Source organism: Haladaptatus halobius (genome assembly GCF_020618475.1).
GTDB lineage: Archaea > Halobacteriota > Halobacteria > Halobacteriales > Haladaptataceae > Haladaptatus > Haladaptatus halobius.
Window position 1 is genome coordinate 220,984 of record NZ_CP085335.1, and the last position, 24,914, is coordinate 245,897.

Annotated in this window: 30 protein-coding genes and 1 tRNA gene; 20 read left to right on the forward strand and 11 right to left on the reverse strand. The window is 63.9% G+C overall.

Going from position 1 to position 24,914, the window contains the following annotated elements:
• Positions 1-101: 101 nt before the first annotated feature.
• Positions 102-632 carry an SAM-dependent methyltransferase gene (locus tag LIW51_RS01195; RefSeq protein WP_227375440.1) on the forward strand — a complete coding sequence of 177 codons (531 nt, stop codon included), beginning with the start codon at positions 102-104 and terminating at the stop codon, positions 630-632.
• Positions 633-762: 130 nt separating this feature from the next.
• On the forward strand, positions 763-966 hold the full coding sequence (locus LIW51_RS01200; protein ID WP_227375441.1) for a heavy-metal-associated domain-containing protein: 204 nt from the start codon (positions 763-765) through the stop codon (positions 964-966).
• A gap of 115 nt (positions 967-1,081) precedes the next feature.
• Here LIW51_RS01200 and LIW51_RS01205 read toward each other — a convergent pair whose 3' ends face one another.
• The gene (locus LIW51_RS01205) at positions 1,082-1,507 is read right to left on the reverse strand and encodes a UPF0146 family protein (RefSeq protein ID WP_227375442.1); all 426 of its coding nucleotides are present in this window, start codon (positions 1,505-1,507) and stop codon (positions 1,082-1,084) included.
• Positions 1,508-1,546: 39 nt separating this feature from the next.
• Here LIW51_RS01205 and LIW51_RS01210 point away from each other — a divergent pair, with 39 nt between their 5' ends.
• Complete coding sequence (locus LIW51_RS01210; RefSeq protein ID WP_227375443.1) at positions 1,547-2,083, forward strand: archaemetzincin family Zn-dependent metalloprotease; 537 nt, start codon at positions 1,547-1,549, stop codon at positions 2,081-2,083.
• Positions 2,084-2,120: 37 nt separating this feature from the next.
• Here LIW51_RS01210 and LIW51_RS01215 read toward each other — a convergent pair whose 3' ends face one another.
• The gene (locus tag LIW51_RS01215; RefSeq protein WP_227375444.1) at positions 2,121-3,497 is read right to left on the reverse strand and encodes an NHL repeat-containing protein; all 1,377 of its coding nucleotides are present in this window, start codon (positions 3,495-3,497) and stop codon (positions 2,121-2,123) included.
• 54 nt (positions 3,498-3,551) lie between these two features.
• On the opposite strand from LIW51_RS01215, the gene LIW51_RS01220 reads away from it, so the two are divergent.
• Both LIW51_RS01220 and LIW51_RS01225 read left to right on the forward strand, forming a co-directional pair.
• Positions 3,552-3,953 carry a hypothetical protein gene (locus LIW51_RS01220; RefSeq protein WP_227375445.1) on the forward strand — a complete coding sequence of 134 codons (402 nt, stop codon included), beginning with the start codon at positions 3,552-3,554 and terminating at the stop codon, positions 3,951-3,953.
• Positions 3,954-4,032: 79 nt separating this feature from the next.
• The gene (locus tag LIW51_RS01225; protein ID WP_227375446.1) at positions 4,033-4,212 is read left to right on the forward strand and encodes a glycine zipper domain-containing protein; all 180 of its coding nucleotides are present in this window, start codon (positions 4,033-4,035) and stop codon (positions 4,210-4,212) included.
• Between the two features lie 90 nt (positions 4,213-4,302).
• Here the strand turns inward: LIW51_RS01225 and LIW51_RS01230 are convergent, their stop codons facing one another.
• Both LIW51_RS01230 and LIW51_RS01235 read right to left on the reverse strand, forming a co-directional pair.
• Positions 4,303-6,114: a ribosome biogenesis/translation initiation ATPase RLI gene (locus LIW51_RS01230; RefSeq protein WP_227375447.1), complete on the reverse strand. Its 1,812-nt coding sequence runs from the start codon at positions 6,112-6,114 to the stop codon at positions 4,303-4,305.
• Positions 6,115-6,116: 2 nt separating this feature from the next.
• The gene (locus tag LIW51_RS01235) at positions 6,117-6,428 is read right to left on the reverse strand and encodes an EMC6-like membrane protein (protein ID WP_227375448.1); all 312 of its coding nucleotides are present in this window, start codon (positions 6,426-6,428) and stop codon (positions 6,117-6,119) included.
• Between the two features lie 184 nt (positions 6,429-6,612).
• Here LIW51_RS01235 and LIW51_RS01240 point away from each other — a divergent pair, with 184 nt between their 5' ends.
• Positions 6,613-8,025 (forward strand): dihydrolipoyl dehydrogenase family protein, encoded by a 1,413-nt coding sequence (locus LIW51_RS01240; protein ID WP_227375449.1) that lies wholly within the window; start codon positions 6,613-6,615, stop codon positions 8,023-8,025.
• Between the two features lie 22 nt (positions 8,026-8,047).
• Here LIW51_RS01240 and LIW51_RS01245 read toward each other — a convergent pair whose 3' ends face one another.
• Positions 8,048-9,124: a YihY/virulence factor BrkB family protein gene (locus LIW51_RS01245; RefSeq protein WP_227375450.1), complete on the reverse strand. Its 1,077-nt coding sequence runs from the start codon at positions 9,122-9,124 to the stop codon at positions 8,048-8,050.
• Between the two features lie 173 nt (positions 9,125-9,297).
• On the opposite strand from LIW51_RS01245, the gene LIW51_RS01250 reads away from it, so the two are divergent.
• Positions 9,298-9,594 carry a DUF6432 family protein gene (locus tag LIW51_RS01250; protein ID WP_227375451.1) on the forward strand — a complete coding sequence of 99 codons (297 nt, stop codon included), beginning with the start codon at positions 9,298-9,300 and terminating at the stop codon, positions 9,592-9,594.
• Between the two features lie 42 nt (positions 9,595-9,636).
• Entirely contained in the window at positions 9,637-10,758 is a 1,122-nt protein-coding gene (ygfZ, locus tag LIW51_RS01255; RefSeq protein WP_227375452.1) for a CAF17-like 4Fe-4S cluster assembly/insertion protein YgfZ, read from the forward strand.
• Positions 10,759-10,827: 69 nt separating this feature from the next.
• Here ygfZ and LIW51_RS01260 read toward each other — a convergent pair whose 3' ends face one another.
• Positions 10,828-11,061 (reverse strand): DUF8593 domain-containing protein, encoded by a 234-nt coding sequence (locus LIW51_RS01260; protein WP_227375453.1) that lies wholly within the window; start codon positions 11,059-11,061, stop codon positions 10,828-10,830.
• A 95-nt stretch (positions 11,062-11,156) separates the two neighbouring features.
• Between LIW51_RS01260 and LIW51_RS01265 the strand changes: the two genes are divergently transcribed.
• Positions 11,157-11,399, forward strand: coding sequence for a DUF8593 domain-containing protein (locus tag LIW51_RS01265; protein ID WP_227375454.1), 243 nt, complete (start codon positions 11,157-11,159; stop codon positions 11,397-11,399).
• A gap of 196 nt (positions 11,400-11,595) precedes the next feature.
• Positions 11,596-12,522, forward strand: coding sequence for a sulfide-dependent adenosine diphosphate thiazole synthase (locus LIW51_RS01270; protein ID WP_227375455.1), 927 nt, complete (start codon positions 11,596-11,598; stop codon positions 12,520-12,522).
• Positions 12,523-12,604: 82 nt separating this feature from the next.
• Here LIW51_RS01270 and LIW51_RS01275 read toward each other — a convergent pair whose 3' ends face one another.
• Positions 12,605-13,282: a class I SAM-dependent methyltransferase gene (locus LIW51_RS01275; protein ID WP_227375456.1), complete on the reverse strand. Its 678-nt coding sequence runs from the start codon at positions 13,280-13,282 to the stop codon at positions 12,605-12,607.
• Between the two features lie 92 nt (positions 13,283-13,374).
• Entirely contained in the window at positions 13,375-13,992 is a 618-nt protein-coding gene (locus tag LIW51_RS01280; RefSeq protein WP_227375457.1) for a DUF309 domain-containing protein, read from the reverse strand.
• 100 nt (positions 13,993-14,092) lie between these two features.
• On the opposite strand from LIW51_RS01280, the gene LIW51_RS01285 reads away from it, so the two are divergent.
• Positions 14,093-14,455 (forward strand): DUF7344 domain-containing protein, encoded by a 363-nt coding sequence (locus tag LIW51_RS01285; RefSeq protein WP_227375458.1) that lies wholly within the window; start codon positions 14,093-14,095, stop codon positions 14,453-14,455.
• Positions 14,456-14,757: 302 nt separating this feature from the next.
• A complete protein-coding gene (locus tag LIW51_RS01290; protein ID WP_227375459.1) occupies positions 14,758-15,507 on the forward strand; it encodes a class I SAM-dependent methyltransferase in 750 nt (249 codons plus the stop codon).
• A 44-nt stretch (positions 15,508-15,551) separates the two neighbouring features.
• Here LIW51_RS01290 and LIW51_RS01295 read toward each other — a convergent pair.
• A tRNA-Arg gene (locus LIW51_RS01295) sits at positions 15,552-15,624 on the reverse strand.
• A 163-nt stretch (positions 15,625-15,787) separates the two neighbouring features.
• Between LIW51_RS01295 and LIW51_RS01300 the strand changes: the two genes are divergently transcribed.
• Positions 15,788-16,330 (forward strand): hypothetical protein, encoded by a 543-nt coding sequence (locus tag LIW51_RS01300; protein ID WP_227375460.1) that lies wholly within the window; start codon positions 15,788-15,790, stop codon positions 16,328-16,330.
• A gap of 150 nt (positions 16,331-16,480) precedes the next feature.
• Complete coding sequence (locus LIW51_RS01305; protein ID WP_227375461.1) at positions 16,481-17,986, forward strand: single-stranded DNA binding protein; 1,506 nt, start codon at positions 16,481-16,483, stop codon at positions 17,984-17,986.
• Positions 17,987-18,044: 58 nt separating this feature from the next.
• Here LIW51_RS01305 and LIW51_RS01310 read toward each other — a convergent pair whose 3' ends face one another.
• Positions 18,045-18,251 carry a hypothetical protein gene (locus tag LIW51_RS01310; RefSeq protein WP_227375462.1) on the reverse strand — a complete coding sequence of 69 codons (207 nt, stop codon included), beginning with the start codon at positions 18,249-18,251 and terminating at the stop codon, positions 18,045-18,047.
• Between the two features lie 121 nt (positions 18,252-18,372).
• Between LIW51_RS01310 and LIW51_RS01315 the strand changes: the two genes are divergently transcribed.
• Positions 18,373-18,804, forward strand: coding sequence for a histone (locus LIW51_RS01315; protein WP_227375463.1), 432 nt, complete (start codon positions 18,373-18,375; stop codon positions 18,802-18,804).
• Positions 18,801-19,817: a histone deacetylase family protein gene (locus LIW51_RS01320; RefSeq protein WP_227375464.1), complete on the forward strand. Its 1,017-nt coding sequence runs from the start codon at positions 18,801-18,803 to the stop codon at positions 19,815-19,817. Before LIW51_RS01315 ends, LIW51_RS01320 begins: the two co-directional genes overlap by 4 nt.
• Before the next feature lie 205 nt (positions 19,818-20,022).
• Here LIW51_RS01320 and LIW51_RS01325 read toward each other — a convergent pair whose 3' ends face one another.
• Complete coding sequence (locus LIW51_RS01325; RefSeq protein ID WP_227375465.1) at positions 20,023-20,199, reverse strand: YHS domain-containing protein; 177 nt, start codon at positions 20,197-20,199, stop codon at positions 20,023-20,025.
• Positions 20,200-20,313: 114 nt separating this feature from the next.
• Here LIW51_RS01325 and LIW51_RS01330 point away from each other — a divergent pair, with 114 nt between their 5' ends.
• Genes LIW51_RS01330 through LIW51_RS01345 form a run of 4 tightly spaced genes read left to right on the forward strand, consistent with a single transcriptional unit; the run spans position 20,314 to position 24,887 of the window.
• Positions 20,314-21,492 (forward strand): glycosyltransferase, encoded by a 1,179-nt coding sequence (locus LIW51_RS01330; RefSeq protein WP_227375466.1) that lies wholly within the window; start codon positions 20,314-20,316, stop codon positions 21,490-21,492.
• Positions 21,464-22,135 carry a glycosyltransferase family 2 protein gene (locus LIW51_RS01335; RefSeq protein ID WP_227375467.1) on the forward strand — a complete coding sequence of 224 codons (672 nt, stop codon included), beginning with the start codon at positions 21,464-21,466 and terminating at the stop codon, positions 22,133-22,135. The genes LIW51_RS01330 and LIW51_RS01335 overlap by 29 nt, the downstream gene beginning before the upstream one ends.
• Positions 22,132-23,433, forward strand: a complete 1,302-nt coding sequence (locus LIW51_RS01340; protein ID WP_227375468.1) for a sulfatase-like hydrolase/transferase — start codon at positions 22,132-22,134, stop codon at positions 23,431-23,433. The genes LIW51_RS01335 and LIW51_RS01340 overlap by 4 nt, the downstream gene beginning before the upstream one ends.
• Positions 23,430-24,887 carry an oligosaccharide flippase family protein gene (locus tag LIW51_RS01345; protein WP_227375469.1) on the forward strand — a complete coding sequence of 486 codons (1,458 nt, stop codon included), beginning with the start codon at positions 23,430-23,432 and terminating at the stop codon, positions 24,885-24,887. Before LIW51_RS01340 ends, LIW51_RS01345 begins: the two co-directional genes overlap by 4 nt.
• Positions 24,888-24,914: the final 27 nt, after the last annotated feature.

Below are 24,914 nucleotides of genomic sequence, written 5' to 3' on the forward strand. Positions count from 1 at the left end.
TCCCCTCCGAAGCATGACCGATGCAGTACGACGAACTCCAGCGCCTCTACGGACGCGACGAGTATTACTAGGGGACGGAACCCAACGAGTTAGCCGAGTCGGTGCTGGAGTTCGCCCCCGACCGAGTCGCTCCGGCCGCGGTCGACATCGGCGCGGGCGAGGGTCGTGACGCGGTGTGCCTCGCGGAGCAGGAGTACGGTGTCCTCGCAATCGACCCCGTCCCCAACGAACTCGACAAGGCCGAGCGACTCGCCGGGGAGCGCGGCGTCGAGATCCAGACCCGAGAAGCCGACGTGAACGACCTCGACTTTCCGGCGATGGACGTGGTGTACTCCTGCGGGATGCTCCAGTACCTCCGCCCGGAGAACAGATCGCGACAGTTCGAACGGTTCAAAACCGGCACCACGGACGGAGGTATTCACGTCCTGTTCGCCTTCGTCGACCGCCCCGATATTCCGACCCCGCCCGATTGGGGAGCGAACGAACACTTCTACGAGCGGGACGAACTCCGGGGCTACTACGACGATTGGGAGGTGCTGGCGGAAGACGATTTCGTCTTCAACGACGATTCCAGCGGAGAACCGCACCGACACGCGACGGAGACGCTGGTGGTACGGAGACCGGAGGAGTAGACGCTCCCACCTGTGGTGCGAAGCACGCTCGTCGCCACGTTCGCCGACGACAGTCGAATCGGAAGGATAGTCAATAAATATACACGGTGTTGGGGGATTAATTGAACCGAGGCCGTCTTTTCGACCGCAGATGGAAGAATACAGCCTCGAAGTAACCGGCATGGATTGTAAAAGCTGTGAGTGCACGGTTCGTGAGGAAGTGACGGGCCTCCGCGGAGTGAGCAGCGTCTACCCCGACGCCCAAGCCGATGAAGTCACCGTCAGTGGCGAACTCGGAACGTCCGAGCGCGTCCGTCAAGCGATAATCAAAATCGGCTACGAAGCCGAAGTGTAAGGCGGTAAACCGGCCTTCAGGACGGCGACGAAAGCGGAACCCTCCCCTTCTCCACCGGATGACCTCACTTTCCTCGCGTAAATCGCTCTCAGCCTCTTGCAGACAAGCCGTTTTTTCACCGCTCCGTTTCGGCTCTGCCGCGGTCGGTGCCCGTTTTCCGCGCCCAGAACAGCGTCTCCCCCGGAATCGTCTCCCGTCGAACCGGAATCGCGGGTTGGTCGCCGCCGAGCGTCGTAAACACAAAATCGGCGTCGCAAGCGCGCGCGACCGCCAGTGCGGGGCGATGTAGTTCGGGCGGGAGGTTGAGCGCGTAGACTACGTCCGCGCCATCGTACGCCGCCGCGTCGGGGTCGGTCACGTCGTCCAGCGCGAATCGAACGCCGTCGGGAACCTCGCGGGGCGTGATGTCGGTCGCGGTGACGGCGACCCCCGCATTCGAGAGCGCCTCCGCCACGTCGGTTCGATTACCGATTCCGATCTCGACGGCGCGCCGATGGTCGGCGAGGCGGGCGACGATTCCGTCGCGGGTGTCCGGGTTCACGGCGGGATGTTTATGGGGCGTCCCCCCATAGGGGTTGCTATGTTGATTGACATCGTCCCCGTGGGGGACGTAGCGGGACGGGTCAAGCGCGAGGCGTCTGCGGCCCTTCGGACTATCTACGACTGCGATGTAATGGTACACGACCGACAGGAGATACCGGCCGGGTCGCACGACCCCAACCGAGACCAGTACCGGGCGGAGGATTTCATCGAGCTAGCGAGTCGCATCGGAACGGGGGAGAAGAACATCGCCATCACGCCGCAGGATCTCTTCTACCGCCGCCGAAACTACGTCTTCGGTCTCGCCTATCTCGACGGGAGCGGGAGCGTCATCTCCACGTTCCGGCTTCAGCCCGCGTCCGACGGTCTCTCCTCCGACGGCGGCATCTCGACCAAGCCCGCGGACGAGGTGTTCTCCGACCGCGTGCGGAAGGAAGTCGTCCACGAAATCGGACACACGTTCGGCCTCGAACACTGCGATAACTCCCGCTGTGTCATGAACTTCTCGCCGACCGTCCGCGAGGTGGACGTGAAAGAGGAGAACCTCTGTGGCACCTGCCAGCGACGGGTGCTCTGAACTCCGACAAATCCCGTCGAGCTAACTTCGGAAAGCGTTAGCGCCACCGCTCGATGCCGGTTCCGACGAGCGCGAACAGACCGAGTACGACGACGAACGACTGTTTTGCGAGGTTGTCCGGTGCGACGTACTTCACCATCGAGATCGCCCACGAGCCGCGTTCGTGGATGACCGACGCGCCGCGCGTCTCGTTCGGTATCCCCGCCTCGCGCGCGGTCGGCCCGTCGCTACCCTCTCCTGGCAGGCGGTCCACCTCATAGGGGAGCGACCCAGTTTCTATCGCCCAAACGATGTCGCCGTCCTCGTTCAGTTCCACAACGCGGTCGTTGTACGAGTCCGCGACGAGGGTGTGGCCGTTCGGCAGGCGGTCGGCGTCCCGGGGCCAATCGAAGACCGCGCTCCCGCCGTACTCCCAGACGATTCTCCCGTTTCGAACTTCGAGCACGCGGTCGTTCTCGCTGTCCGCCACGAGCAGAGTATCGCCGAGCGTGTCGGGGTTGTGCTGCTCGTGGAGAACGTCGCCGCGCTTCGAAAACGAGTCCGGGCCGACGACCGGTTCGACGCGAACCGACTCGTCGTCGCTTCCGGTCGCGTCGCTCTTGACGTGCAGATCGACCACCGTGTCGAAGTTCCGGAGGCTGACCCGGAAGACGCCCGGTTCGACTCTGTCGACGTCGTTGGCGTGCGTCCAGTCCCCCTCCGCTCCCATCTCGGGCGGGCGCTCGTAGCGGTCGGTTGCGTTCCACCACCAGAGGATCTCCTTCGCGCGGTTCACCGCGAACACGCGGTCGTTGCCCATGTCCACGAGCACCCAGTGGTGTTCGCCGTCGACTGTGTAGTGGTCGGCGTCGTGCAGTTCGTGCGCGTGGAGCTTCGCGTCGAACCACGCGTACTCCCACAGGGTCGCCTTCGTCTCTTTATCCACGACCCGGAGCGCGTTTCGCACGCAGTTTCGATGGCCGTCGTCGCGGAACCGGGCCGGGCAGCGCTCGTCCGGAATCTCGTCGGCCACGGCGATCTGGACGCGATTTGGCCCGAGGGCTTCCACGTCGAACACGTCGTCCGCCTTCGCGTACTCCCAGACGACCTCGCCCCGCGGATTCACTTCGATGGCTCGCCCCTCGTGTTCGTAGCCTTGGAGAGCGATGAGGGTGTTGTTCGCGGGACGCTCCTCGTCGACCGTCGGATGGGGTCGGTCGGGTGCGGTGAGCGCCCCGACTCCGGCGGTCGCAAAGAGCGAGACGGCGAGGAAAGCGAACAGTTTCGCGCGGTTGTCGGAGACCGAGAGCCACGCGACGAGCGTCGAAATCACTGTCGGGCGATACGTCGGGTCGGAAAAAAGGTGATTCGGTTCGCCGTCGCCGTGAGCTGCCAGTGCAAGCGACCGGAAAACCGACCCGCCGACGCGACACAAAGCACTTATCGGCAGAAAAGTTAGAATTACATGATGTTTGGACGACTGATAGATATGGCAGGATTACTCGTCCTCTCGCTCTTGCTCGCCGGTTGCTCTGGTCTCTCTCCGAGTCCCGGCGCGGCGGAACCGGCGACGGTCGAATCGACGACGCCGACCTCGACCACCGAGACGACTGCGACACCGACGACTAGCACCACAGAGACGATGCCCGCCTACGGCACGGAGTTCCTCTCGGTCTCGGAACTGAACGAGAGCGAGGCGATGGCGTTCGACGCCAGCGAACGGGTCGCCTTCGAAAACCACTCGGCGGAGTGCAAGGAGGTGGTCGAAGAGGCCGTCGAGTGCGATTGCTCCGTGACGCTGGACGGCGAGTTCAGTTTCCACAACGAGAAGCGCGTGAAGGTCGTGCGGTACGAGGGCGGATACTACTACCTTCGAGTCGCTATCGTCTGAAACGGAGGCTCCACCCCGATGACTACCTTCGGTTCTTTCACCAGCAGTTTTATCGCTGAATACGGCGAAGTAATGTTCAATGGCTTCCGCGAACGGAGAGGACGGTTCCCAGCGAAACACGGGTGCAGGGATGTCGATTGGACTCGTACTCGGCGTCGCCATCGGTGTCGCGATGAACGAATTGGCTATGGGTATTGCTCTCGGAATCGTCCTCGGTGCGGGCATCGAAGCTGGCTGGCCTCGAAAACAGCAGTCGTAATTCATTCGTGATACGCACACGACCTCCTTGTCAGTCAATTCACGTACGTGAGTGTTGAACTAATAGGGTTTCTACGTAGAGAACGGATGGTTAGCTGTAGTAGTACTCGCCCTCGCCCTTCTGCTGGCGGTCGAGTTGGCTGCCGGGCTTATTGATGCGCGGGCGGCCCACGTTTTCGTCGCGGCGGAAGGTGATGTCGAGGTTGGCGAGGAAGTCGTTCATCCCTTCTCGCATCCCCTTCGGGCGGCCGGCGTGACCGTGCTGGGCGGGTTCGCCGTCGAACACCATCAGGCGGTCGGAGACGAGGTCTATCATGTAGATGTCGTGGTCGATGACCAACACCGTGGCGTCCTGCATCTCGGCGTAGCGCCGGATGGCGCGCGTCGCCCGGACGCGCTGTTCCACGTCGAGGTACGCCGAGGGTTCGTCCAGCAGGTAGAGGTCGGCGTCCTTCGACAGACAGGCCGCGATTGCGACGCGCTGGCGCTCGCCGCCGGAGAGGTCGGTCAAGTTCTGCTCCATGATACGGTTGAGCAGCAGCGGTTGGGCGATCTCGGTGTTCCAGTACGAGGAGCCGAAATCGTCGGTCAGCGACGAGAGGAAAGCGTCCACGCGCATCGGCTGGTCGATCTCGATGTACTGCGGTTTGTAGGAGATGCCGAGGTCGAAGTCCACGCTCCCCTCGTCGGGTTCGAGTCGCCCGGCGAGCAGTTTGGCGAACGTCGATTTCCCGATTCCGTTCGGGCCGACGATGCCGAGCACCTCGTTTTCGTAAATCGTCCCGCCCTCGACGTCGAGCGAGAACTCGCTTTCGCCGTAGGATTTCGAGAGGTCGGGATACTCCGCGAGCGGGTCGGCGGTCGTCGCCTCGCGCGGCGCGTGCTCGTCGAACTCGATAGGGTTCGGTCGGATGCGCATGTTCTCGTTGTTGAGGTAGCCTGCGAGATACTCGTTGATACCGTTGCGCACCGATTTCGGTGTCGTGATGACACCGTACGCGCCGGGTTCGCCGTAGGCCACGTGCAGGTTGTCGGCCACCAGATCGAGGATGGCGAGGTCGTGTTCGACAACGAGCATCGACCGCCCGTCCTCGCCCGCCATCTCCTGGATCAAGCGCGCGACCTTGACGCGCTGGCTGATGTCGAGATACGGCGTTATCTCGTCGAGGAAGTAGAAGTCCGCGTCGCGAGCGAGCGCCGCCACGAGCGCCACGCGCTGGAGTTCGCCGCCAGAGAGGCTGTCGATGTCTTGTTCCATCACGTGCTCGATTTCGAGACGTTCGAGCAGGTCGTCCAACACGCCGCGCTCGTCGGTCCGGGAGAGCAGTTTGGCGGTGCTCCCGTCGAATCGGTCGGGAATCTTATCGACGTACTGGGGTTTTCGCGCGACGGTCACGTCGCCGTCCCGCACGTCTTCGAGGTAGTTCTGCAACTCCGTCCCGCGGTAGCGTTCGAGCACGGCGTCCCACCCCGGTGGGTCTTGGAACTGGCCGAGGTTCGGCGCGAGTTCGCCCGCCAGAATCTTCACCGCAGTCGTCTTCCCGCTCCCGTTCGGGCCGAGGATACCGGTCACCTGCCCCTCTTGGGGAATTGGGAGACCGTACAGCGCGAAAGCGTTCTCGCCGTATCGGTGGGTCGGGTCGTCCTGTAGCTCCTGCGGGAGGTTGATGATCTCGATGGCGTCGAAGGGACACTTCTCGACGCAGATGCCGCAGGTTTCGCCGAGACAGATCTCCTCGCTGATGTGGATCTGGTCGGGCTGTCCCTCGTCCGCGTCCTCGCCTCGGAGCGTGATGCACTCCTTGCCGGTTCGGTTCGGCGGGCAGTAGTTCTTACACTCGTAGTTGCACCTATCGGGTTGGCATCGCTCCAAGTCGACGACGGCGATACTATCCTCCGCCATGATTACACCTGCACGTGGTTCATGAGCAGAATTCCCCACGTGATGAACCACAGCGAGAACGTCATGAACGCCACGTAGAGATGGTCTTTGACCCCGTCGAGTTCGTATCCGATGAATCGGAGCAGAGGGATCTGGACGACCACGAACGCGAGTACGATGGCCAGTCCCATCTGGTCTTTCGCCGCCGCTGTCGTCGTCCCCACCATGGCGGCGGAGACGAACGCCGCGACGATTCCAGCTATCGAAGCGAGCGACGTGACGGTGATACTTCGGAGATGGGCCGCCCGTCGCTCTGATGCCTGTTCAGTCGCCATGCGTGGCACTCGGGTACCCTGCCTCAAAAGGTGTTCGTTTGTCTGTATCTCGTTTCCGTCCCACCCGTTGCAAAATCGGGGCGCGACTCGGCGGCCGAACTGGACCGAAATCATCGCACGCCACGCACCTGCGGTTTCCGTCGCTACCTCAATCCCTAAACCTCCGTCGCCCGTTGCTCGATGCATGGCGATTCACGTACTCGTCGTCGGGGCGTACGGAAGCGCGGGCGTCGCCGTCGCGCGACGCCTCGCCGACGAACCGAACGTCCGGCTGATCCTCGTGGACGATGGGGAACCGGGCGGCGGGTTGTGCATCCTCAAGGGATGTATGCCCTCGAAGGAAGTGCTGTCGGCGGCGGCCCACCGCTATCACGCTCGCCACGACTCCCGGCTCTCCGGAACGCCCGAAGCAGACCTCGAATCGGTGGTCGACCTGAAGGACGAACACGTCCTCGGCTTCGCGGAACACCGCCGCGCCGCGGTTCACGACCTCGCGGAGCGCGAGAACGTCGAGTTCTACCACGACTCCGCCCGTTTCGTGGACAACCACACCGTCGCGGTCGACGACCGCGAGATCGAGGCGGATTACGTCGTCGTCGCCACGGGGTCGGTCGTGAACGTCCCCGAATTACCTGGCCTCGAAGATGTGGAGTACATGACCAGCGCGGACGTGTTGGACGCGACCGAGTTCCCCGACTCGGGCATCGTGATGGGCTTCGGGTATGTCGGTCTCGAACTCGTTCCCTACCTCAGCGAGGCGGCGGGGATGGACGTCACCGTCGTCGAACACGACGAACGACCGTTGGACGAGGCCGACGAAGCGTTCGGAGACGAACTGCTCGACATCTACCGCGAGGAGTTCGACGTCGACATCCTCACCGAAACCCGCGAGAAACGCGTCGAGCCGACAACTGACGGGGTTCGCCTCCACGTCGAGCGCGACGGCGAAGAGGGCTGTGAGGAGCACGCGATCGACGCCGACCGGCTCTTTCTCTTCACGGGTCGGCGACCGGACCTCGACGGACTCGGGCTGGAGCACACCGCGCTCGAACCGGGGACGGGCTGGGTCGACGACACGATGCAAGCCCGCGACGACCCCCGAACGTTCGTCGTCGGGGACGTGAACGGGAAAGAACCCATCCTCCACGTCGCCAAAGAACAGGGATTCACGGCCGCCGAGAACATCCTCGCGCACGCTCGCGGGGCCGACCTCGACCGGTACGAGAATGTCCACCACCACGTCATCTTCTCGGCCGTCGGCGTCTACCCCTTCGCCAGAGTCGGCGTCTCGGAGCGCGTTGCTGGCTCGGAGGGCAGGGAGTACGTGACGGTGACGCGCCGCGCGAGCGACGACGGGGTGTTCAAGACGAAACATGCTTCAGAGGGACTCGCAAAGCTCGTGGTCGACGCGAACGACGGGACGGTGCTCGGCTATCAAGGCCTCCACTATCACGCTGACGTGATGGCGAAGACGATGCAGGTCGTCGTCGAACGCGAGATGGACGTACGCGACGTTCCAAATCGGGCGTTTCACCCGACGACCCCAGAGATTCTGGATGGCCTGTTCCGCGATGCGAGTTCGAAGGTCGGACGGTGACGAGTTGCGGCGGAGCTCGGTTTCAATCGTCCGTCGACTTCGCCGGGGGGTTCGCCTCGTCGGCGACCTCCCACCGAAGCGTGACCGCCCACTGTCGGGTGTCGCCTCGGACCGAGGAGTGTTCGACCAGTTCCACGTCACCGGCGGGACGGGGATGTCCGTCGTCGGTGGCGTCGCCCACCGGACGCATCCCCTTGTAGCGACCGGCCAGTTCCTCGCGGAGGTCTCGAAGGTAGTCTGCGAGTTCGTCGCGGTTCAGCGACGCCGTGGTCTCGGTTTCGTAACTCGTCGCGCCCCGTCCGACGCCGCCCGGTGCTCCCGAGGAGTGGTCGCCGACGACCGCGTTGATCACCGCGCCGAGCAGGAGGATGAGTCCCGTGAAGTACAGGTAGGTCACGATGACGACGACGCTGCCGAGGAAGCTTCCCGAACCGGGGTCTTTGAGGACGAGGTATATCTGGAACAGCCCTTGGAGCGCCGCCCATCCGACCGCGGCGAAGAGCACGCCCGGAAGCACGTCGTCCACCCCAACCTCGGTGTCGGGAAAACGGTAGTACACGGGGAACAGCGCGACCACGAGTCCGAAAATGAGCACCACGGGCGTCAGATAACCGAGGAAGGGGACGGTGTCGGAGAACCGCGCGAAGACGGTGCTGACGCCCACCGTCGCCACGATGGCGACGACGAGTGAGACGAGGACGACGAGACCGTCCTCTAGTTGGTCGACGAACGAGTTGCGCGTCTCGGTCTCGTATATCTCCGAGAAGGCCGTGTCCAGACCGCGGAATATCTTGAGCGTTCCCCAGATCAGAACGACGAGGCCGACGAACGAGGCGCTGGCGGCCGATGAACTCCCTTCGAATATCTGTTCGACGACGTCCGCGATTGGGGCGGGGAGCCAGCTACCGGCGACCGCGGCGATGCGCGCTTCGAGACCCCCGCCGAAGATGGAGATGACGAACAGGAGCAACAGGAGCATCGGCGCGAGCGAGACGATTGCGTTGTACGCGATGCCCGCGGCCATGAACGTCACGTTCTTCTCGGAAAAATCGGAGACGACCCGCTTCGTGACCCCCTGGATATCGGAAACCCTGACCATACGTTCGGTTCGGCGGTCTGGTTTGAAATTGCTGTGGCCGTCCGGCGGAAGCGCCGTCTCGCAACCGGACGAAGAGAGTCGCCCGCCAACCGCGGACTCCGATTTTCGGCACGACACTGACCCCAGAAACGAACGCAGGTAAGGCTAAAAACCGGGGGGACATAGAGACGGATATGAAGGCCAAGCGGGAGTATCGACGCCGCCCGGACATCGAAGTCCGGGTGCTCGACGCCCTCGTGGATCGGAGCGAGGAAGGGATGACGGTCTTCGAACTCCGGTCGCACGTAGAGGCCGATATCGACGACTTGGAAGACGCACTTGCGAATCTCAAGGAGGACAATCTTATCAACGCGAAAACCGAGAACGGACGAACCCGAATTAAACCGGACGAGCGCGTCATCCCCGACCCCGACGAACGCGGCGAAGAGCCGTCCATCGTCGACCGGATCATCGACCGATTACCCCTATAGCGCATCCGACGTTTTTACTCCCCTCGGGCATCGAATACGCGTATGAGCGCTCTCGAAGAGATACACAGCGACCACGGAGCCACGTTCTGCTCGGTCGGCAACCGCCGGATTCCGCGCGACTACGGCAGACCCGAGCGAACGCACCGCGCCGTCAGAAACGGCGTCGGACTCACTGAAATGCCCTACGGCGTCGTGGTCGTCTCCGGAGACGACCGCGTCGAGTTCGTGGACAACGTCGTCTCGAACTCGATTCCGACGGACGACGGCCGGGGAACCTACGCCCTCCTCCTCGACCCGCAAGGTCGAATCGAACTCGACATGTACGCCTACTGTACAGACGACAGCCTCCTACTCTTTACGGCGCCCGGACGGGCGACCCCCCTCGTCGAAGAGTGGCGCGAGAAGGTGTTCATCCAGGACGTGGAGCTAACGGTGGCGACCGACCGGTTCGCCGTCTTCGGCGTCCACGGGCCCCACGCGACCGAGAAGGTCGCTAGCGTGCTGAACAACGCCGGCACGCCCGACGACCACCTCTCGTTCGTCCGCGGAAAGATGTCCGACGTGGGTGTAACCGTCATCCGAACCGACGCGCCCACGGGCGAGGAGGGCTACGAAGTCGTCTGTACCACTGGCGAGACGGTGGACGAGATGGGTCGCACGCGCTCGAACGTCGAACTCGTCTTCGATACCCTTCTCACCCGCGGGATGAACGCCGCACCGTTCGGCAGGCGAACGTGGGAATCGCTGACGCTGGAGGCCGGGACGCCGCTGTTCGAGTTCGAACTCGATGGGGAGATTCCGAACGTCCTCGGCTTGCGGAACGCCCTTGACTTCGAGAAAGGCTGCTACGTCGGTCAGGAGGTCGTTTCGCGCGTCGAGAACCGCGGACGGCCGAGTCGTCGACTCGCGGGACTGTTCCCCGAAACGGTGCCGGAGCAGGGGGCCGCCGTCTTCGACGGCGATGAGGCGGTCGGTGAAGTCACTCGCGCCGTCGAGAGTCCGTCCCGCGAGGAACCTATCGCCATGGCGCTGGTGGACTTCGACGTGACGGTGGGAACCGAACTGACGGTGCGGGTCGACGGCGAGGACGCGCCCGCGGAATCGGTGGCGCTCCCCTTCGTGGAGGGAAGCGACTCGTCTCAGCGCCTGCCGAGGTACGAATAGAGCGGACGGACTCCGGAGTGACGCTTCTCTTCGAGTTCCGAACCGTGGAAACCGTCACGGATACCGCGTTCAGTACTCGTTCCGGAGGTGAATCGCTTCGTCCGTTATCGTGTCCACGGCGTCGTTCCGGAGGGGATAGGTCTCCTGCTCGGTCGGCCCCCAGCCGAGGTTTAAACCGATGTCTGGGTCGCGGCCGACGTGCGCCGTTCCGTCCCGTACTTCGTCCACGATGCCGATGTGGTCGCCGTTTCCCGCGACGACGAGGCCAAGGCCGTCGTCGTCTTCAGTGACCTCGATCGACACAGACGATACTGAGGGTTCGAATCGCCGAGAATCCACCGACCGCCCGGAGCGCGGCCGCCGGGATTATGGGAGACGACGGCGTACCGTGATGCGAGATGACCGCCGAACTCAGCGACGACGACAGAGGTAAGACCGTCGTCAGCGGCACCGAACGAATCGGCACCGTCACCGACGTTAGCGGGGGGACGGCGTACGTCGACCCCGACTGGGATCACGTACCGGACGGACTCAGAGAGACGCTCGACTGGGACGAGGACGACGATACCTACGAACTCAACGAGTCGATGGTTACGGCAGTGCGGAACGCGGAAATCCGACTCCGCGACGACCTGACGTAATCGACCAGCCGAGGCGACCGCTCGCACTTAGTTTCTCGCTTCTTCGTCGAAGCACGACTCGACCGATTCGATCATCTTTTTCGAACATTGAGAGACCGTTTCGACCAGTCGAACGCCCGGTCTTTCTTTTCATCATGTTCGTGTCACCATCGGAAGGAAAACAGTTTTCAACAACTAAGTTATACCACTAGATGGTATGCAAGAGTTCGACGGATTCGCGGACGTCAGCGAGGCGGAAGTCACCCGAGCAATCGGCAGCGCGTGGAGCGAGGAGTTCGATCAGTTCTCGGAGAGCGAAGTCATCATCGTCGGTGGCGGGCCGTCCGGACTGATGGCGGCGAAGGAACTCGGCGAGCGCGGGGTGCAGACGATGGTCGTCGAGAAGAACAACTACCTCGGCGGCGGGTTCTGGCTCGGCGGGTTCCTGATGAACAAGGTCACGGTTCGCGACCCCGCCCAATCCGTGCTCGACGAACTCGGCGTCCCCTACGGGGAATCCGACGAGGCGGAGGGCCTGTACGTGGCGAACGGCCCGCATGCATGCTCTTCGCTCATCGAGTCGGCCTGCGCCGCAGGCGCGAAGATGCAGAACATGACCGAGTTCACCGACGTGGTCGTCCGCGAGAACCACCGCGTCGGCGGTATCGTCATGAACTGGACGCCGGTTCACGCCCTGCCGCGAGAACTCACCTGCGTCGACCCGATCGCAGTCGAATCCGACCTCGTCATCGACGCGACGGGCCACGACGCGGTCGTCGTCTCGAAACTCCAAGAGCGCGGCGTACTCGACGCACCCGGTCTCCGCCACGCGAACGAACACAACACGGACATGGACAAGACCGCGGATGACCAATACGGCGCGCCCGGCCACGACTCGCCCGGTCACGATTCGATGTGGGTCGCAAAGAGCGAGGACGAAGTGGTCGAACACGCCGGGAAGGTTCACGACGGTCTCGTCGCCACCGGCCTCGCCACCGCGACGACCTATGGTCTGACCCGGATGGGACCGACCTTCGGCGCGATGCTCCTCTCGGGCAAGCGCGCCGCGCAGGTCGCGCTGGACGAACTCGGCGTCGGCGGAACGGTCGAGATGTCGGAGACGCCGTCGCCCGCGGACGACTGAAAGACGATTGATGGCCAACGGTCGGTAGCTGGCTTTGCAAGTCGTTCGATTCGCGGGAAGTGGCTGACCCGATTTCGAGTCGCTACACCAACCGCCCGCCCGTGATTCGAACGACGCCCATGACGTGCTCGCTGTCCCATACCTCGACGGCGCGCTCCGAGAGCGCCCGCCGCGCCTCCGAAACTCGCTCGTCCAGCACGCTCCACGGCGGGCGTTCGAAATCCAACCCGCCGCCGGGCGTCGAAGCGACGACCAGCCCGCGGAAGGCCTGATTCACGGGCCACGAGTAGGGATGGGTGCTCTGGCCCGCGTCGAGGAGGGCGAGGTGGCCGCCGGGGCGAATCCAGTCCGCCCAATGCCCGACCGTCGCGTAAGGATCGTCCAGCATCCCCACCAGGAAGGTGGCGAGCACGGCGTCCACCTCCTCGCGGGGTTCGAACGCGGTGGCGTCGGCGTGTACGAGGTGGACGTTCTCCCACCCCTCTCGGGCCACTCGGTCGCGGGCCTGTTCGAGCATCCCGCGGGTGAAATCCACACCGACGACTTCCCCCTTGGAACCGACGTGGTTCCGAAGGTGCGGGAAGTTCGCGCCCGTGCCGCAACCCATCTCCACGACGGTGTCGCCCGGCGAGAGCGCGAGTTCGGAGACCGCACGCTCGCGCAGACTTGATAATCCGGGCGTCGTCGACGCGAGCAGGTCGTACAGTCGCGCCCACCGACCGTAGAACCGCTGGGCGGCGGAGGTTTCGCTCCGTGACATGCGTGCTCGTAGGCCGCGAATCGACAAAAGAACCGGGGCGGGATTTTCGAACCATCACCGCGGTACCTCCGTCGTCTCGGCCGAGTCTCGTACTACTCGAACAGACCGTCGACATCGCGTTCGCGCGCCGCCCGCCGTTCCGCGTGCTGTCGAAGTCGCTGAAACACCAGTCCCCGATTTTCGTCCTCCCGCACGAAATCCATGACGAGGCTGATGAACCGGCTCCCCTCGTCGCCCAATTCGAGGTCGTCACGTGCGAACTCGATGGCTCGCTCGATAGTTCCCTCGTCGTATCCGAACTCCTCGGCGAGCACGAGCGCCGCCGTCGCGGCAGCGTCGAAATCGAGGTCGTCGGGCAGGAGAACGACCTCGCGATAGGTCAACCGTGGCGGCGGCGCTCGCTCCACGTGTTCGGGGTCGTCGCGGACTGTACTGAGGTAGTCCCGAACGTCGCCGACGTTGATGCCGCGGTAGTCCGCCGGAAGCCCGTCGAGGTACGCGACCGCACTGGCGGCCAGCCCTCGAACGCCTTCCCAGTTCGAACCGCGGACGTGATACACCGCCGCGGTGAACTGGATGAGACCGTGGAGAAACCGCTCGTCGGCGGAGTCGCGTTCGAGTTCCAGCCAGTGGTCTTCCCACGCATCGTGGGCTGCGTGGAACTCGCCCGCGTTGTAGATGGCGACACCGGCTTGGAGGGAGTCCTCCATACCATCGTCTTCTCGCCGGGGGTGAAAATTCCTTCCGGAAAGAAAGGTGTTACCAAACCACAATGACTATTCGGGAGGGTAACGTACGGTTGGAGGAGGGATGCTACAGGGGTCGGTTACCGATGAACGCTCGCTCAACAAGATATTTCGCCTGCTAGCGAGCGAGCAACGACGATACGTGCTCTACTATCTCCACGAACTAGATGGCTCCGCCGACCTCGACGATATCGCCACGCAGGTCGCGGCGTGGCAGCGAGAGAAACCGTCCGAGGAGGTGACGGACGACGAGCGCGAGCGAACGCTGATTCGCTTGCAGAACGTCGACCTGCCGAAGTTGGCGGATGGAGGCGTCGTCGAGTACGATTCGAGAACTGGGATGGCTCGGTTCCGCGAACCGGGGAGACTCCTCGGACTGTTCCTCCTCTTCGCGGCGAAAGTCGAGCGACCGGTCAGAAACGAGTAGCGGTTCACGGATGCGAAACGCTTCGCTACTGGTATCGCCATCGCACGGGTGTCGCGGTATCGCGTGGAAGAAAGGTGGTTTACTTCGCCGTCTTCTTCGCGGCCCACTTCTTGGCGTCCTGTACGAACAGTCGGTAGCTCTCAAGTTTACTCATACACGAGTAAATAATCACCCGGACTTGAAAAGTATCACGGTCGAGGATACATTTGGACTGGGAACGCATAGCACGACCAGCGCTTACGATTCGTGACCAGAACTGACCGGATGGTAACGGACATACCTCCGACAGGCGTCGTTCCGGTATGGACGACCTCGAACGGAAACGACTGACGACGGCGTCGTTCGGCGAACTCGCCGACGCATATCTCGACAGCGACGTCCACCGGACGGGCGCGGATCTCGAACTGCTCGCCTCGTGGTGTGACGACGCGACCTGCGCGCTCGATATCGCCTGCGGCGCAGGACACACCGCCGTAGCACTCACGGAAGCGGGCGTCTCGACGGTGGTCGCCGCCGACGCGACGTCTGCGATGGTCGAGACCGCCACGGAAACGTTCGACCTGGTCGGCACCGTCGCCGACGCGGAGCGACTCCCGTTCGCGGACGACGCCTTCGACGCGGTCACTTGTCGAATCGCGGCCCACCACTTTCCGACCCCGAATGCGTTCGTCCGCGAGGTCGCCCGCGTGCTCGCGCCTGGCGGCATCTTCGCGTTCGAGGACAACGTCGCGCCGAACGACGAGCAACTCGCTGATTTCTTCGACCAGTTCGAACGCCTACGCGACCCGTGTCACGGCGAGGCGTTCTCGGTCGCGCAGTGGCACGACCGGTTCCGCGAGGCGGGGTTCACCGTCGACGAATCGGCGACCGTGCGGAAGGAGTTGGAGTACGAATCGTGGGTCGACCGGACGAACCCCGACGAAGAACGGCGAGAAGAACTGAACGAACTCGTTCGGCGACCGGAGGCGAAAACGGTGTACGGCGTCACCGTCGAGGACGGTGTCGTTCGCGGGTTCGGTAACGAGAAGGTGTTAATTCGGGCGACGAAATGAATCGGGAAGCAACTCGCTACGCTCGTCACGTTGGCCCCTGAAAACGTCCTGACGGAGATTTGAACTCCGGTCCCTGGCTCCGCAAGCCAAGAGGATAGTCCACTACCCTACCAGGACTCATTCATCCCTTTCGCGGTTTCGGTTATAGGGGTTACGGTCTGAAGACGCCGTGCGGATGGGGCGCAACCGAGCGTGTAACGCAGAAACCATATGAGAGTAACTCAAATCGCTGTTTTCGCCTACGGGAGTATTATTTACAACGCAGGTGTTGTTTCTTCGTATGCAACGACGGGAAATCCTCAAGAAAACGGGCGCGACGGTGACCGTCGGCCTACTCGGTGGCTGTCTCGGTCGGAGCGGCGCTCCGGGCGGGCAGGCATCCGACGACGGTTCAGGCGGGTCGGGAGGCGACACCACGACAACGACTGCGAAGCCGACCCTCGAAAATCGCTCGTTCAAAATGCTCAGCGCGAACTGCGGGAACGAGACCGACACGGCGTCGGTTTCGTTCGAAGCGGCGAAGAAAAACGTCATCGTCACCGGCACCATCACCGGCAGCGACTCCTGTGCGAAACCGGTTCTCGCAGGTGCGAACGTGAGGAAAGACGGAACCCTCACGGTCACGGTGAAGACCAAGAAGAAAAACGGCGCGACCGCCTGCACGCAGTGTCTCACCGAACTCGAGTATCGGGCGACGTTCGCGTTCGAAGGGTCGTCTCCGAAGTCAGTGAAAGTCGTCCACGAGAGTCTCGGCGAGACGAAGACGGCCGCGACAATGCAACGGGACGGTACGAGCACCACCACTACCCCCTACGGAACGTAGTCGGCGAGACGGACGAAGCGTACATTTATCTGAGAGGACGCGGGCAGTATTCTCTGTGAGCAGATTCGCATCGAAAGCGCCCGACAGCGTCGGACCGCCGACACAAAGACAACGCTTAAGCGACGGCCAACCCACCACCTTAGTACGATTATGGGCGTTATAGAGGACGTACACGGAGACCTCGACGCCGACATCTCTCTGGAGGAGTTTCGGGGTGCCGTCGAGGAAAAAGTCGAACAGATGGGCGGGCTCGCGGACGAGGAGACCGCCGCGATGCTAATCGCCCACGAACTGGACGATGACGAAGTGAACGGTGTCGCGGACGTCGAACCCGGCATGGAGGAAGCGAAGTTCGTCGCCAAAGTGACGAGCGTCGGCGACCTACGCACGTTCGAGCGCGACGGAGAAGACGCGGACGGCCACGTCCTTAACGTCGATGTCGCGGACGAGACGGGGTCGATCCGCATCTCGCTCTGGGACGAACAGGCCAAAGCCGCGGAAGACGAACTGGAACCCGGGCAGGTGCTCCGCATTAAGGGTCGCCCGAAAGACGGCTACAGCGGCACCGAGGTCAGCGTCGACCAAGTCGAACCCGACGAGGACACCGAGATCGACGTGCAAGTGCAGGACACCTACGCTATCTCTGACCTCTCGCTCGGCCTCTCGGATGTGAACGTGCGAGCGAAACTCCTCGATACGGACACTGTCCGCACCTTCGACCGTGACGACGGGTCGGAGGGCAAGGTCGCCAACCTGACCGTCGGCGACCACACCGGACGGATTCGGGTCACGCTCTGGGACGAGCGGGCCGGCATCGCCGAGGAACTCGATCCGGGCATCTCCGTCGAAATCGTGGACGGGTACGTGCGCGAACGCAACGGAAGTCTCGAACTCCACGTCGGAAATCGGGGGGCGGTCGAAGATATTGAGGAAGATATCGAGTACGTTCCGGAGAGCACACCGATCGAGGATCTCCAGATCGGCGATACGGTGGATATCGCAGGCGTGATCCGTTCGTCGGATCCGAAACGTACCTTCGACCGCGACGACGGCTCCGAAGGGCAGGTGAAGAACGTCCGTGTGCAGGACGAGACGGGAGACATCCGGGTCGCCCTCTGGGGGGAGAAAGCCGACCGCGAACTCGCTCCGGGCGACAAGGTCCAGTTCGCGGACATCGACGTTAAGGACGGCTGGGCGGACGATATCGAAGGCTCCGCCGGGTGGCAATCGACCGTCACTGTCCTCGACAGTAGCTCGCCGACGGAAACCGCGAGGGACGACACGGACAGCGATGCCACCGGACTCGACGCGTTCGCCGACGACTCCGAAGACGAATCGACGACCGCGGACTCCGGCGGAACGACATCGACGGACTCCAGTTCGACCACGGCGACAGACACCGACTCGACCGCGACGGTAGATGCCACCTCGGCAACGTCGACGGACGCCAACGCGACCACGGCAGATGCAACTGGTGGAGACGGCGAGCACGTTGAGTTCACCGGAACCGTCGTGCAGGCCGGTAACCCCGTCGTGCTGGACGACGGCGAAGAAACGGTGAGCGTCGAGACGGACGCCGACGTCCACCTCGGCCAAGAGGTCACGGCGCGAGGCGAACTCCGCGATGGGACGCTTGACGCCGACGACGTGTTCTAGCGCTCGAACAGCCGACCGTCAGACCCGTATACTGCCTGAAATGTACCGCTCAAGAGGCTTAACTCTCGAACGGCTCTTCGTCGCGGTGGTTGTCCACGTTCTGCTCGTCCGCGGCGGCGTCTTCACGATCTTGGTCGTTCTCGACCCTCGTCTCGTCTTCGAGTTCCTCTTCACGTCGTTGCTCGACCTCTTCCTCTCCTTCCGCTTCCTCCGATTCTTCTTTCTCCTTCGCCATCGTTCGGTCGCGTTCGTGTGGGTCACTCATCGTATCGAAAAATTCGCTTCCGACTTCCTTATTCGTACTGGCGGTTCGCAGCCGATCGGACGCGTTTGCCGCGAACGCCAGTAGGGAAAGATTAAGGGCGACTGCCTCCCGCTGTTGGATTATGAGCGTTGAGCTTCCGTTTGCGCCGGTCGACACGATCATCCGACGGAACGCGGGCGACCTTCGAGTGAGTGCGGGTGCTGCCGAAGAACTCGCGCGTCGCATCCAAGTTCACGGGGCTGACTTGGCTGAGGACGCCGCGAAGCAGGCGACGGCGGACAGACGGAAGACGCTGATGGCCGAGGATTTCGGCGTCCAGCAGGTCGTCGATAAGGACAACCTCACCCTGCCGGTCGCGCCGGTCGACCGCATCGCTCGTCTCGACATCGATGACGATTATCGCGTCGCCATGGACGCGCGAATCGCGCTGGCGGACATCCTCGAAGATTACGCCAACAATGTCGCGTCGGCAGCGGCGATACTCGCACACCACGCAGACCGGCGAACGGTTAAGGGCGAAGACATCGAGACCTACTTTAGGCTGTTCGAATGAAGTTCGGCTACAGCGAAGTCTGCTTGGCACACGACACGGGCAAGCGCCATCCCGAGAACCCGGATCGCCTCCGCGCGATTCGGAAGGCGCTCACGCGTAAGCACGGCGTCGAGTACGTCGAAGCCGACTCGGCGACGGAATCCGAGGTCACCGCCGTCCACGACGCGGGCTACGTCGACGAGTTCCGCGAGTTCTGCGCGAGCGGCGGCGGAAACTGGGATCCCGACACGGTCGCCGTCGAGGAGACGTGGGACGCCGCGCTCGAAAGTGCTGGACTAGCGTGCTGGGCGGCGGACGCTGCGCTAGCGGGCGAAGACGGACGCCAGACTCCCTTCTCGCTCGGCCGCCCGCCGGGGCATCACGCCGTGGCCGACGACGCCATGGGTTTCTGCTTCTTCAACAACGCCGCCGTCGCGGCCCAGTTGGTCATCGACGCAGGCGACGCCGAGCGAGTCGCCATCCTTGACTGGGACGTTCACCACGGAAACGGCACGCAGGACATCTTCTACGACGATGAAGACGTGTTCTACGCCTCGATACACGAAGATGGCCTCTACCCTGGCACGGGCGAAATCGACGAGTCGGGGATGGGCGACGGAAGGGGGGCGACGCTCAACGCGCCGCTTCCGGCGGGGTCGGGCGACCCGGAGTACCGCACCGTCTTCGACGAACTCGTCGCGCCCGCTTTCGCCGCGTTCGACCCGGACTTAGTGCTGGTGAGCGCGGGGTTCGACGCCCACCGTCATGACCCCATCTCGCGGATGCGCGTCTCGACGGACGGGTACGGCATGCTGACGGCGCGCGTTCGGGAGACGGCTGACGAGGCGGGGGCGGCCCCCGCCTTCGTCCTCGAAGGCGGGTACGGACTCGACACGCTCTCGGACGGAGTTGCGATGGTTCACGAGGTGTTCGACGGAATGGAGCCGGTGGTTTCCGAGGAAGAGGCGAACGAGGACGTGCTAGAACTCGTTTCGGGCGTGCGTGACTCACACCCGCTCTTGGATTCGGCTTAGGGTTTAAAGTTCAGGGTCACTTGAGCGAGACGGTCGCTTACGGACTCTTGGTGATTCTGGTAAGACGACCACAGCTCTCGTGCTTTTAGGACACCATGACGACTCTCGATTAACCAACGAGGGTCTATAGGAACTTCCAGACGACGTTTTCGTCCGACTCACCGGAGTCAGTGCGCTCGGAGTTATTGAACCGAACACTCGCCTCTCACTCGGCGTACTGTTCGGGATCGTTTTCGAACTCGGTTTCGTGCTCCGACGAGCAGAAGTAGTACGTCTCGCCCTCGTATTCCATCGTCGCGGGGGCGAACTCCGTCTCCTGAAAGTCGGTCTCTTGCGGACTCTCGACGTCAACGTCGGTGCCGCAGATGATGCACGTGGGCATGCTTCGTTATCCGGCGCGTATCACCGAGGGATTTGTGGCCCATCGCTTTCGAACCTTACCTGTAATTTATATTTTGACGCGGTGTAGGGTCGTCAGACCTTACGGGATGGGCCGATGAGACAGGAATCACAAAGCGTCTCTGCAGCGGTGTTGCACGACCGATTCCCCGGAATCGGGGGCGGAGAGCAGTTCGCCATCGAGGCGGCACGCGTGCTCGACGCGCCGATGTACACGATGTACGTCGCCGAAGGCGTCGAACTTCCGGACGACGTTCGAGTCGTTCCGATACGACAGGAGAAGTACACTCGGGGTGTCTCCGGGCGGTTCCTCGAATGGAAGAACGAGGGGATGAACCCCTTGGAGACGCTGTCAGTCGCGCTAGACATGACGGACGCCCACGACGAACTGGCGGGGTACGACGTGCTCGTCGAGAGCGCCCCTCTCTCGAAGTCCTACGTCCCGCAGGTCGGGCAGACGGTGCTTCACTATCCACACAGCCCGCCGCGGTGGCTCTACGACCTCTACGGCGAGCGTCTCTCGGCGTTCGATTACCCCGGCGTTCAGTTCGCGTTGAAGGCGTACGCGAAGGGGTGGCGCGCGCTCGACAAAGAGGCCAACGACTACGTCGACCGATTCGTCGCCAACAGCGAACTCGTCCGCGACCGCGTCCAGCGGTACTACGACCGGGACGCCGCCGTCATCTATCCGCCGGTGACCGGCGAGTGGCGCGACGAGGGCGACGACGGCTACTTCGTGACGTGGTCGCGCCTCGCCCCCGAGAAGCGGATCGATCTCGTCATCGATGCGTTCACAGACTTGGACGAACGCCTCCTCGTCGTGGGCGACGGCGAGGAACGCGAGAAACTCGAACGGAAGGCCCGAGGGAACGACAACATCGAGATGCGCGGATACGTGGAGCGTATCGAGGACGTGGTCGCCCGCGCCACTGCCATCGTGTACGCGCCCAAAGACGAGGATTTCGGCCTCGTCGGGGCGGAGGCGCTGTCGGCCGGAAAACCCCTCATCGGCGTGAACGAGGGTTACACCCGCCAGCAGGTCGTCGAAGGAACGACCGGCCTCCGATTCGAACCGACCGTCGCGTCGCTGCGGGATGCCATCGACCGATTCGACCCGCACGACTTCGACGCCGCCGAGATTCGGCGATTCGCCGAACGGTACGACAGGACGACGTTCGCGGATAGCCTTCTGAACCTCGTCAACAGGACCCACGCGGAAGCCGCCTCGAAGCGCTCCGCGGTCGACAATGATACGGAAACCGTACGAATCCGCTGAGCCTCGCGTCTCGGTCGTGATTCCGACCCTCCCGGCGAACGACCACGACCGGGTGGTCGCCGACCTCCGCGAACAGACGACGCGCGACTTCGAGGTGCTGGTGGTGGACGACGCGAGCCTCGACATCTGTGAGGCGCGAAACGCCGGTATCGAGGCCGCGAGCGCCGACGTGGTGGCGCTCACCGACGACGACTGTCGCCCTCCGCCGGAGTGGGTGGCTCGCGCCGACGAGGCGCTCTCGGACGATGCCGTCTGCGTCGAAGGGCGCGTCGAGGGGGGACGAACCTACCGCGGCGAAGGGAAGTACGTCGGCTGTAATCTCGCGTTCGACCGCGAGACCGCCCTCGCCGCCGGCGGATTTCGGAGCGAGTACGCCGGATGGCGCGACGACACCGAGTTCGGGTGGCGCATGGAAGAGTCCGGCCCCTGTCGCTACGACCCGAATCTGGTGATGTCCCACCCCGACCGGACGCGCGCCAGCATCGACGACGAGAAGGAGGCGCGCCTGCGACGCGAGTACCCGACCCGCTACGAGGAGCGAATCGTCCCGGATACGACGCTCGGGTGCGTCAACGACTGGCTCTGGCGACGGGGGTTCTGGGACGCTATCGACAGGGTACGCTACCCCGGGGGGAGTCGATGAAGGTCGCGCTCGTCGTCCTCGACACCCTACGAAAGGACGCCTTCGACGAGCAATTCGACTGGCTCCCCGGCCAGCGGTTCGAGAACGCCTACTCCACGTCCCACTGGACCGTCCCGGCCCACGCCTCCCTATTCGCGGGGAAGTACGCGAGCGAACTCGGCGTTTACGCCGGAGCGCAACTGTTCGACTGTCCGGAACCGGCGCTCGCCGAGTCGTTCAGGGACGCGGGCTACACGACCCGCGCGTTCAGCGCGAACGTGAACGTCTCCCGGCCGTTCGACTTCCACCGCGGCTTCGACCAGTTCGAAGGGAGTTGGCGGCTTCGGGCGCTCTCCGAGAACGTCTTCGACTGGGACGGCTTCATCGCCGAGACGCGGGAGATGGGACCGGAACGCTACCTGTTCGCCCTACGCGACGTGCTCGCCGGCGACAGCGATACGATCCCCTCGCTCAAACGCGGCGCGCTGCTCAAACTCCGCGATCTGGGCTGGGGTCGGACGACCCGCGACGACGGGGCGACCGAGGCGCTCCGATTCGTCCGCGAAACCGACTTCGGCGACGACGAGTTCCTGTTCGTCAACCTGATGGAAGCGCACACGCCCTACGCCCCGCCCGAGGAGTACCGGACGGTCGAACCGCCCGAACTGAACGGGTTGCGGGCGACGCTCGACGCGCCGGACGCCGACCCGGACAGGATTCGGCGAGCGTACCGGGATAGCGTCTGCTACCTCTCCGACGCCTACCGCGCCATCTTCGCGGAACTCCGCGAGGAGTTCGACTACGTCGTCACCCTCGCCGACCACGGCGAGGCGCTCGGCGAGTACGACGCGTGGGAGCACCTCTGCGGGCTGTACCCCGACGTGACGCGAATCCCGCTCTGCGTCTGGGGTGACGGACTCGACGGAACCCGCGACGAGACGGTGAGCTTACTCGACGTTCACGGGACGATGCTGGACATCGCCGACCTCGACGCCGAATCGCGGGGGCGATGCTTGCTCGGCAGGTTGGACGAAAGGTCCTGGCTGGCGGAGTACCATGGCCTGACGAACCGCCACCGAACGTCGCTCGCCGGGGACGGCTTCGACACCGCACCGCTCGACGCCGAACTGCACGCACTGGTCGCGCCGGGCTACTACGGCTGGGAGACGCCGGATGGCTTCCGCGAACTAGGCGAAATAGACAAGCCGCGCGAGCGAATCGAAACGCTCGTGAACCGACTCGAACGGAGAGCGGTCGAGAACGACGTGGCCGTCTCGGAGGCCGTCGAGAACCAACTCCGGGACTTGGGCTACGCGTGAGCGAAGCGGCGGGCATCAGCCTCAGCAAGGAGACGCTGGGCGGAACGGTCGCCCAGTTCACGATGGCGGCCATCGGGTTCGCCGGGACGGTCATCTTCGCGCGGTGGCTCGGCCCGAGCGCGTTCGGGGGTGTCTACCTGCTGTACGCGCTGGCGAAGCTCGCCGATCGACCGATGAACGGTTGGTCGCTGGCGGCGAAGAAACGCCTCTCCGAGTCCGACGCGCTCCGGCCGCCCGCGTTCGGAGCGCAACTGCTGTTCGACGCCGGCTGGGTCGTTCTCGCGTGTGTCGCCGTGTTCGCCGCCGCAGACGCCCTCCGGGGGTACACGAGACTCGCGGCCGCCCCCCTCCTGCTCGTCCTCCTGCTCGCCACCGAATCGGCGTACGAGACCGTCGACAGCCTCGTCCAAGGTCGCGGGCGAATCAGCGCCGCGACGTGGATAGATACTGTTCGGTCGGTGCTCACCCTCCCGCTTCAGATCGGCTTCGTCTGGCTCCTCAGCACCGCCGGAACGGTCGCCGCCGCCGGGATGGTATACGGACTCGCGGCCGCCTCGGCGCTGACGTTCCCCCTCGCGGCCGCGTTCGTCGGGGTTCGGCCCGCACTCCCGTCAGGCGCGTTCGTCCGGAGCCTCGCCGACTACGCTCGGTACAGCATCCCGACGACGGCGTTGGGGACGACATACGACCGCCTCGACGTGCTCCTGCTTGGCTTCCTGCTCGCGCCCGCCGCGGCCGGGTTCTACGAGGTGGCGTGGAAGCTCACGCTTCCGGCGGTGTTTGTCGCCGACGTGGCAGGGCGCGGACTGATGGCGGCGGTGAGCGCCCGCAGGGCGCAAGGTGCGAGCGTCGGGCGGGACGTATCGAACACCGTCGCCTACGCCGGGGTGCTCGCGTTTCCCATCTTCTTCGGGGCGCTCGCACTGTCCGAATCGCTCGTCGTGACGGTGTACGGACCGGCGTATCGGGAAGCCGCCCTCCTGCTGGTCGGGTTGGCCGGTTATCGCGTCGTCCGCACGCAGAGCGGTCCGCTCCTCCAGGCGGTCAACGGCTTGGACAGACCGGATATCGCCATGCGGCTCTCCGCGGTCGCGGTGGCCGCGAACCTCGTTCTCGGCGTCCTGCTCACGCTACGATTCGGCCCCATCGGCGTCGTCGTCGCCACGCTGGTCGCGGAGACGCTCCGGTATCTCGGTACCCTCCTGTTCCTCCGGCGAACGGTGTCGGGGTTCGTTCCCGTCTCGCGTCCAATGGTCGCCCAAATCGGGGCGAGCCTCGTCATGTTCGTCGTCGTGTCGACGGCTCACGCCTCGCTCCCCATCCGGTCGTGGGTCGACCTCGCGGTGCTCGTCTCGCTCGGCGGGGTCGTCTACATTGGTGTCCTCCTCGCCGCGAGTCCGGAAACCAGACACACGCTCGACGAGGCGGTTCGCGGAACGTTCGCCTCGCCCTGACCCGTCGATTCGCCCTTTCGAGACCTC

Excerpts from the sequence above, each read along its gene's own strand:
- LIW51_RS01200 (WP_227375441.1), top strand. The coding sequence starts at position 763 with ATGGAAGAATACAGCCTCGAAGTAACCGGCATGGATTGTAAAAGCTGT.
- LIW51_RS01210 (WP_227375443.1), top strand. The coding sequence starts at position 1,547 with ATGTTGATTGACATCGTCCCCGTGGGGGACGTAGCGGGACGGGTCAAG.
- LIW51_RS01220 (WP_227375445.1), top strand. The coding sequence starts at position 3,552 with ATGGCAGGATTACTCGTCCTCTCGCTCTTGCTCGCCGGTTGCTCTGGT.
- LIW51_RS01225 (WP_227375446.1), top strand. The coding sequence starts at position 4,033 with ATGGCTTCCGCGAACGGAGAGGACGGTTCCCAGCGAAACACGGGTGCA.
- LIW51_RS01230 (WP_227375447.1), bottom strand. The coding sequence starts at position 6,114 with ATGGCGGAGGATAGTATCGCCGTCGTCGACTTGGAGCGATGCCAACCC.
- LIW51_RS01235 (WP_227375448.1), bottom strand. The coding sequence starts at position 6,428 with ATGGCGACTGAACAGGCATCAGAGCGACGGGCGGCCCATCTCCGAAGT.
- LIW51_RS01240 (WP_227375449.1), top strand. The coding sequence starts at position 6,613 with ATGGCGATTCACGTACTCGTCGTCGGGGCGTACGGAAGCGCGGGCGTC.
- LIW51_RS01245 (WP_227375450.1), bottom strand. The coding sequence starts at position 9,124 with ATGGTCAGGGTTTCCGATATCCAGGGGGTCACGAAGCGGGTCGTCTCC.
- LIW51_RS01250 (WP_227375451.1), top strand. The coding sequence starts at position 9,298 with ATGAAGGCCAAGCGGGAGTATCGACGCCGCCCGGACATCGAAGTCCGG.
- ygfZ (WP_227375452.1), top strand. The coding sequence starts at position 9,637 with ATGAGCGCTCTCGAAGAGATACACAGCGACCACGGAGCCACGTTCTGC.
- LIW51_RS01265 (WP_227375454.1), top strand. The coding sequence starts at position 11,157 with ATGACCGCCGAACTCAGCGACGACGACAGAGGTAAGACCGTCGTCAGC.
- LIW51_RS01270 (WP_227375455.1), top strand. The coding sequence starts at position 11,596 with ATGCAAGAGTTCGACGGATTCGCGGACGTCAGCGAGGCGGAAGTCACC.
- LIW51_RS01275 (WP_227375456.1), bottom strand. The coding sequence starts at position 13,282 with ATGTCACGGAGCGAAACCTCCGCCGCCCAGCGGTTCTACGGTCGGTGG.
- LIW51_RS01280 (WP_227375457.1), bottom strand. The coding sequence starts at position 13,992 with ATGGAGGACTCCCTCCAAGCCGGTGTCGCCATCTACAACGCGGGCGAG.
- LIW51_RS01285 (WP_227375458.1), top strand. The coding sequence starts at position 14,093 with ATGCTACAGGGGTCGGTTACCGATGAACGCTCGCTCAACAAGATATTT.
- LIW51_RS01290 (WP_227375459.1), top strand. The coding sequence starts at position 14,758 with ATGGACGACCTCGAACGGAAACGACTGACGACGGCGTCGTTCGGCGAA.
- LIW51_RS01300 (WP_227375460.1), top strand. The coding sequence starts at position 15,788 with ATGCAACGACGGGAAATCCTCAAGAAAACGGGCGCGACGGTGACCGTC.
- LIW51_RS01305 (WP_227375461.1), top strand. The coding sequence starts at position 16,481 with ATGGGCGTTATAGAGGACGTACACGGAGACCTCGACGCCGACATCTCT.
- LIW51_RS01310 (WP_227375462.1), bottom strand. The coding sequence starts at position 18,251 with ATGAGTGACCCACACGAACGCGACCGAACGATGGCGAAGGAGAAAGAA.
- LIW51_RS01315 (WP_227375463.1), top strand. The coding sequence starts at position 18,373 with ATGAGCGTTGAGCTTCCGTTTGCGCCGGTCGACACGATCATCCGACGG.
- LIW51_RS01320 (WP_227375464.1), top strand. The coding sequence starts at position 18,801 with ATGAAGTTCGGCTACAGCGAAGTCTGCTTGGCACACGACACGGGCAAG.
- LIW51_RS01325 (WP_227375465.1), bottom strand. The coding sequence starts at position 20,199 with ATGCCCACGTGCATCATCTGCGGCACCGACGTTGACGTCGAGAGTCCG.
- LIW51_RS01330 (WP_227375466.1), top strand. The coding sequence starts at position 20,314 with ATGAGACAGGAATCACAAAGCGTCTCTGCAGCGGTGTTGCACGACCGA.
- LIW51_RS01335 (WP_227375467.1), top strand. The coding sequence starts at position 21,464 with ATGATACGGAAACCGTACGAATCCGCTGAGCCTCGCGTCTCGGTCGTG.
- LIW51_RS01340 (WP_227375468.1), top strand. The coding sequence starts at position 22,132 with ATGAAGGTCGCGCTCGTCGTCCTCGACACCCTACGAAAGGACGCCTTC.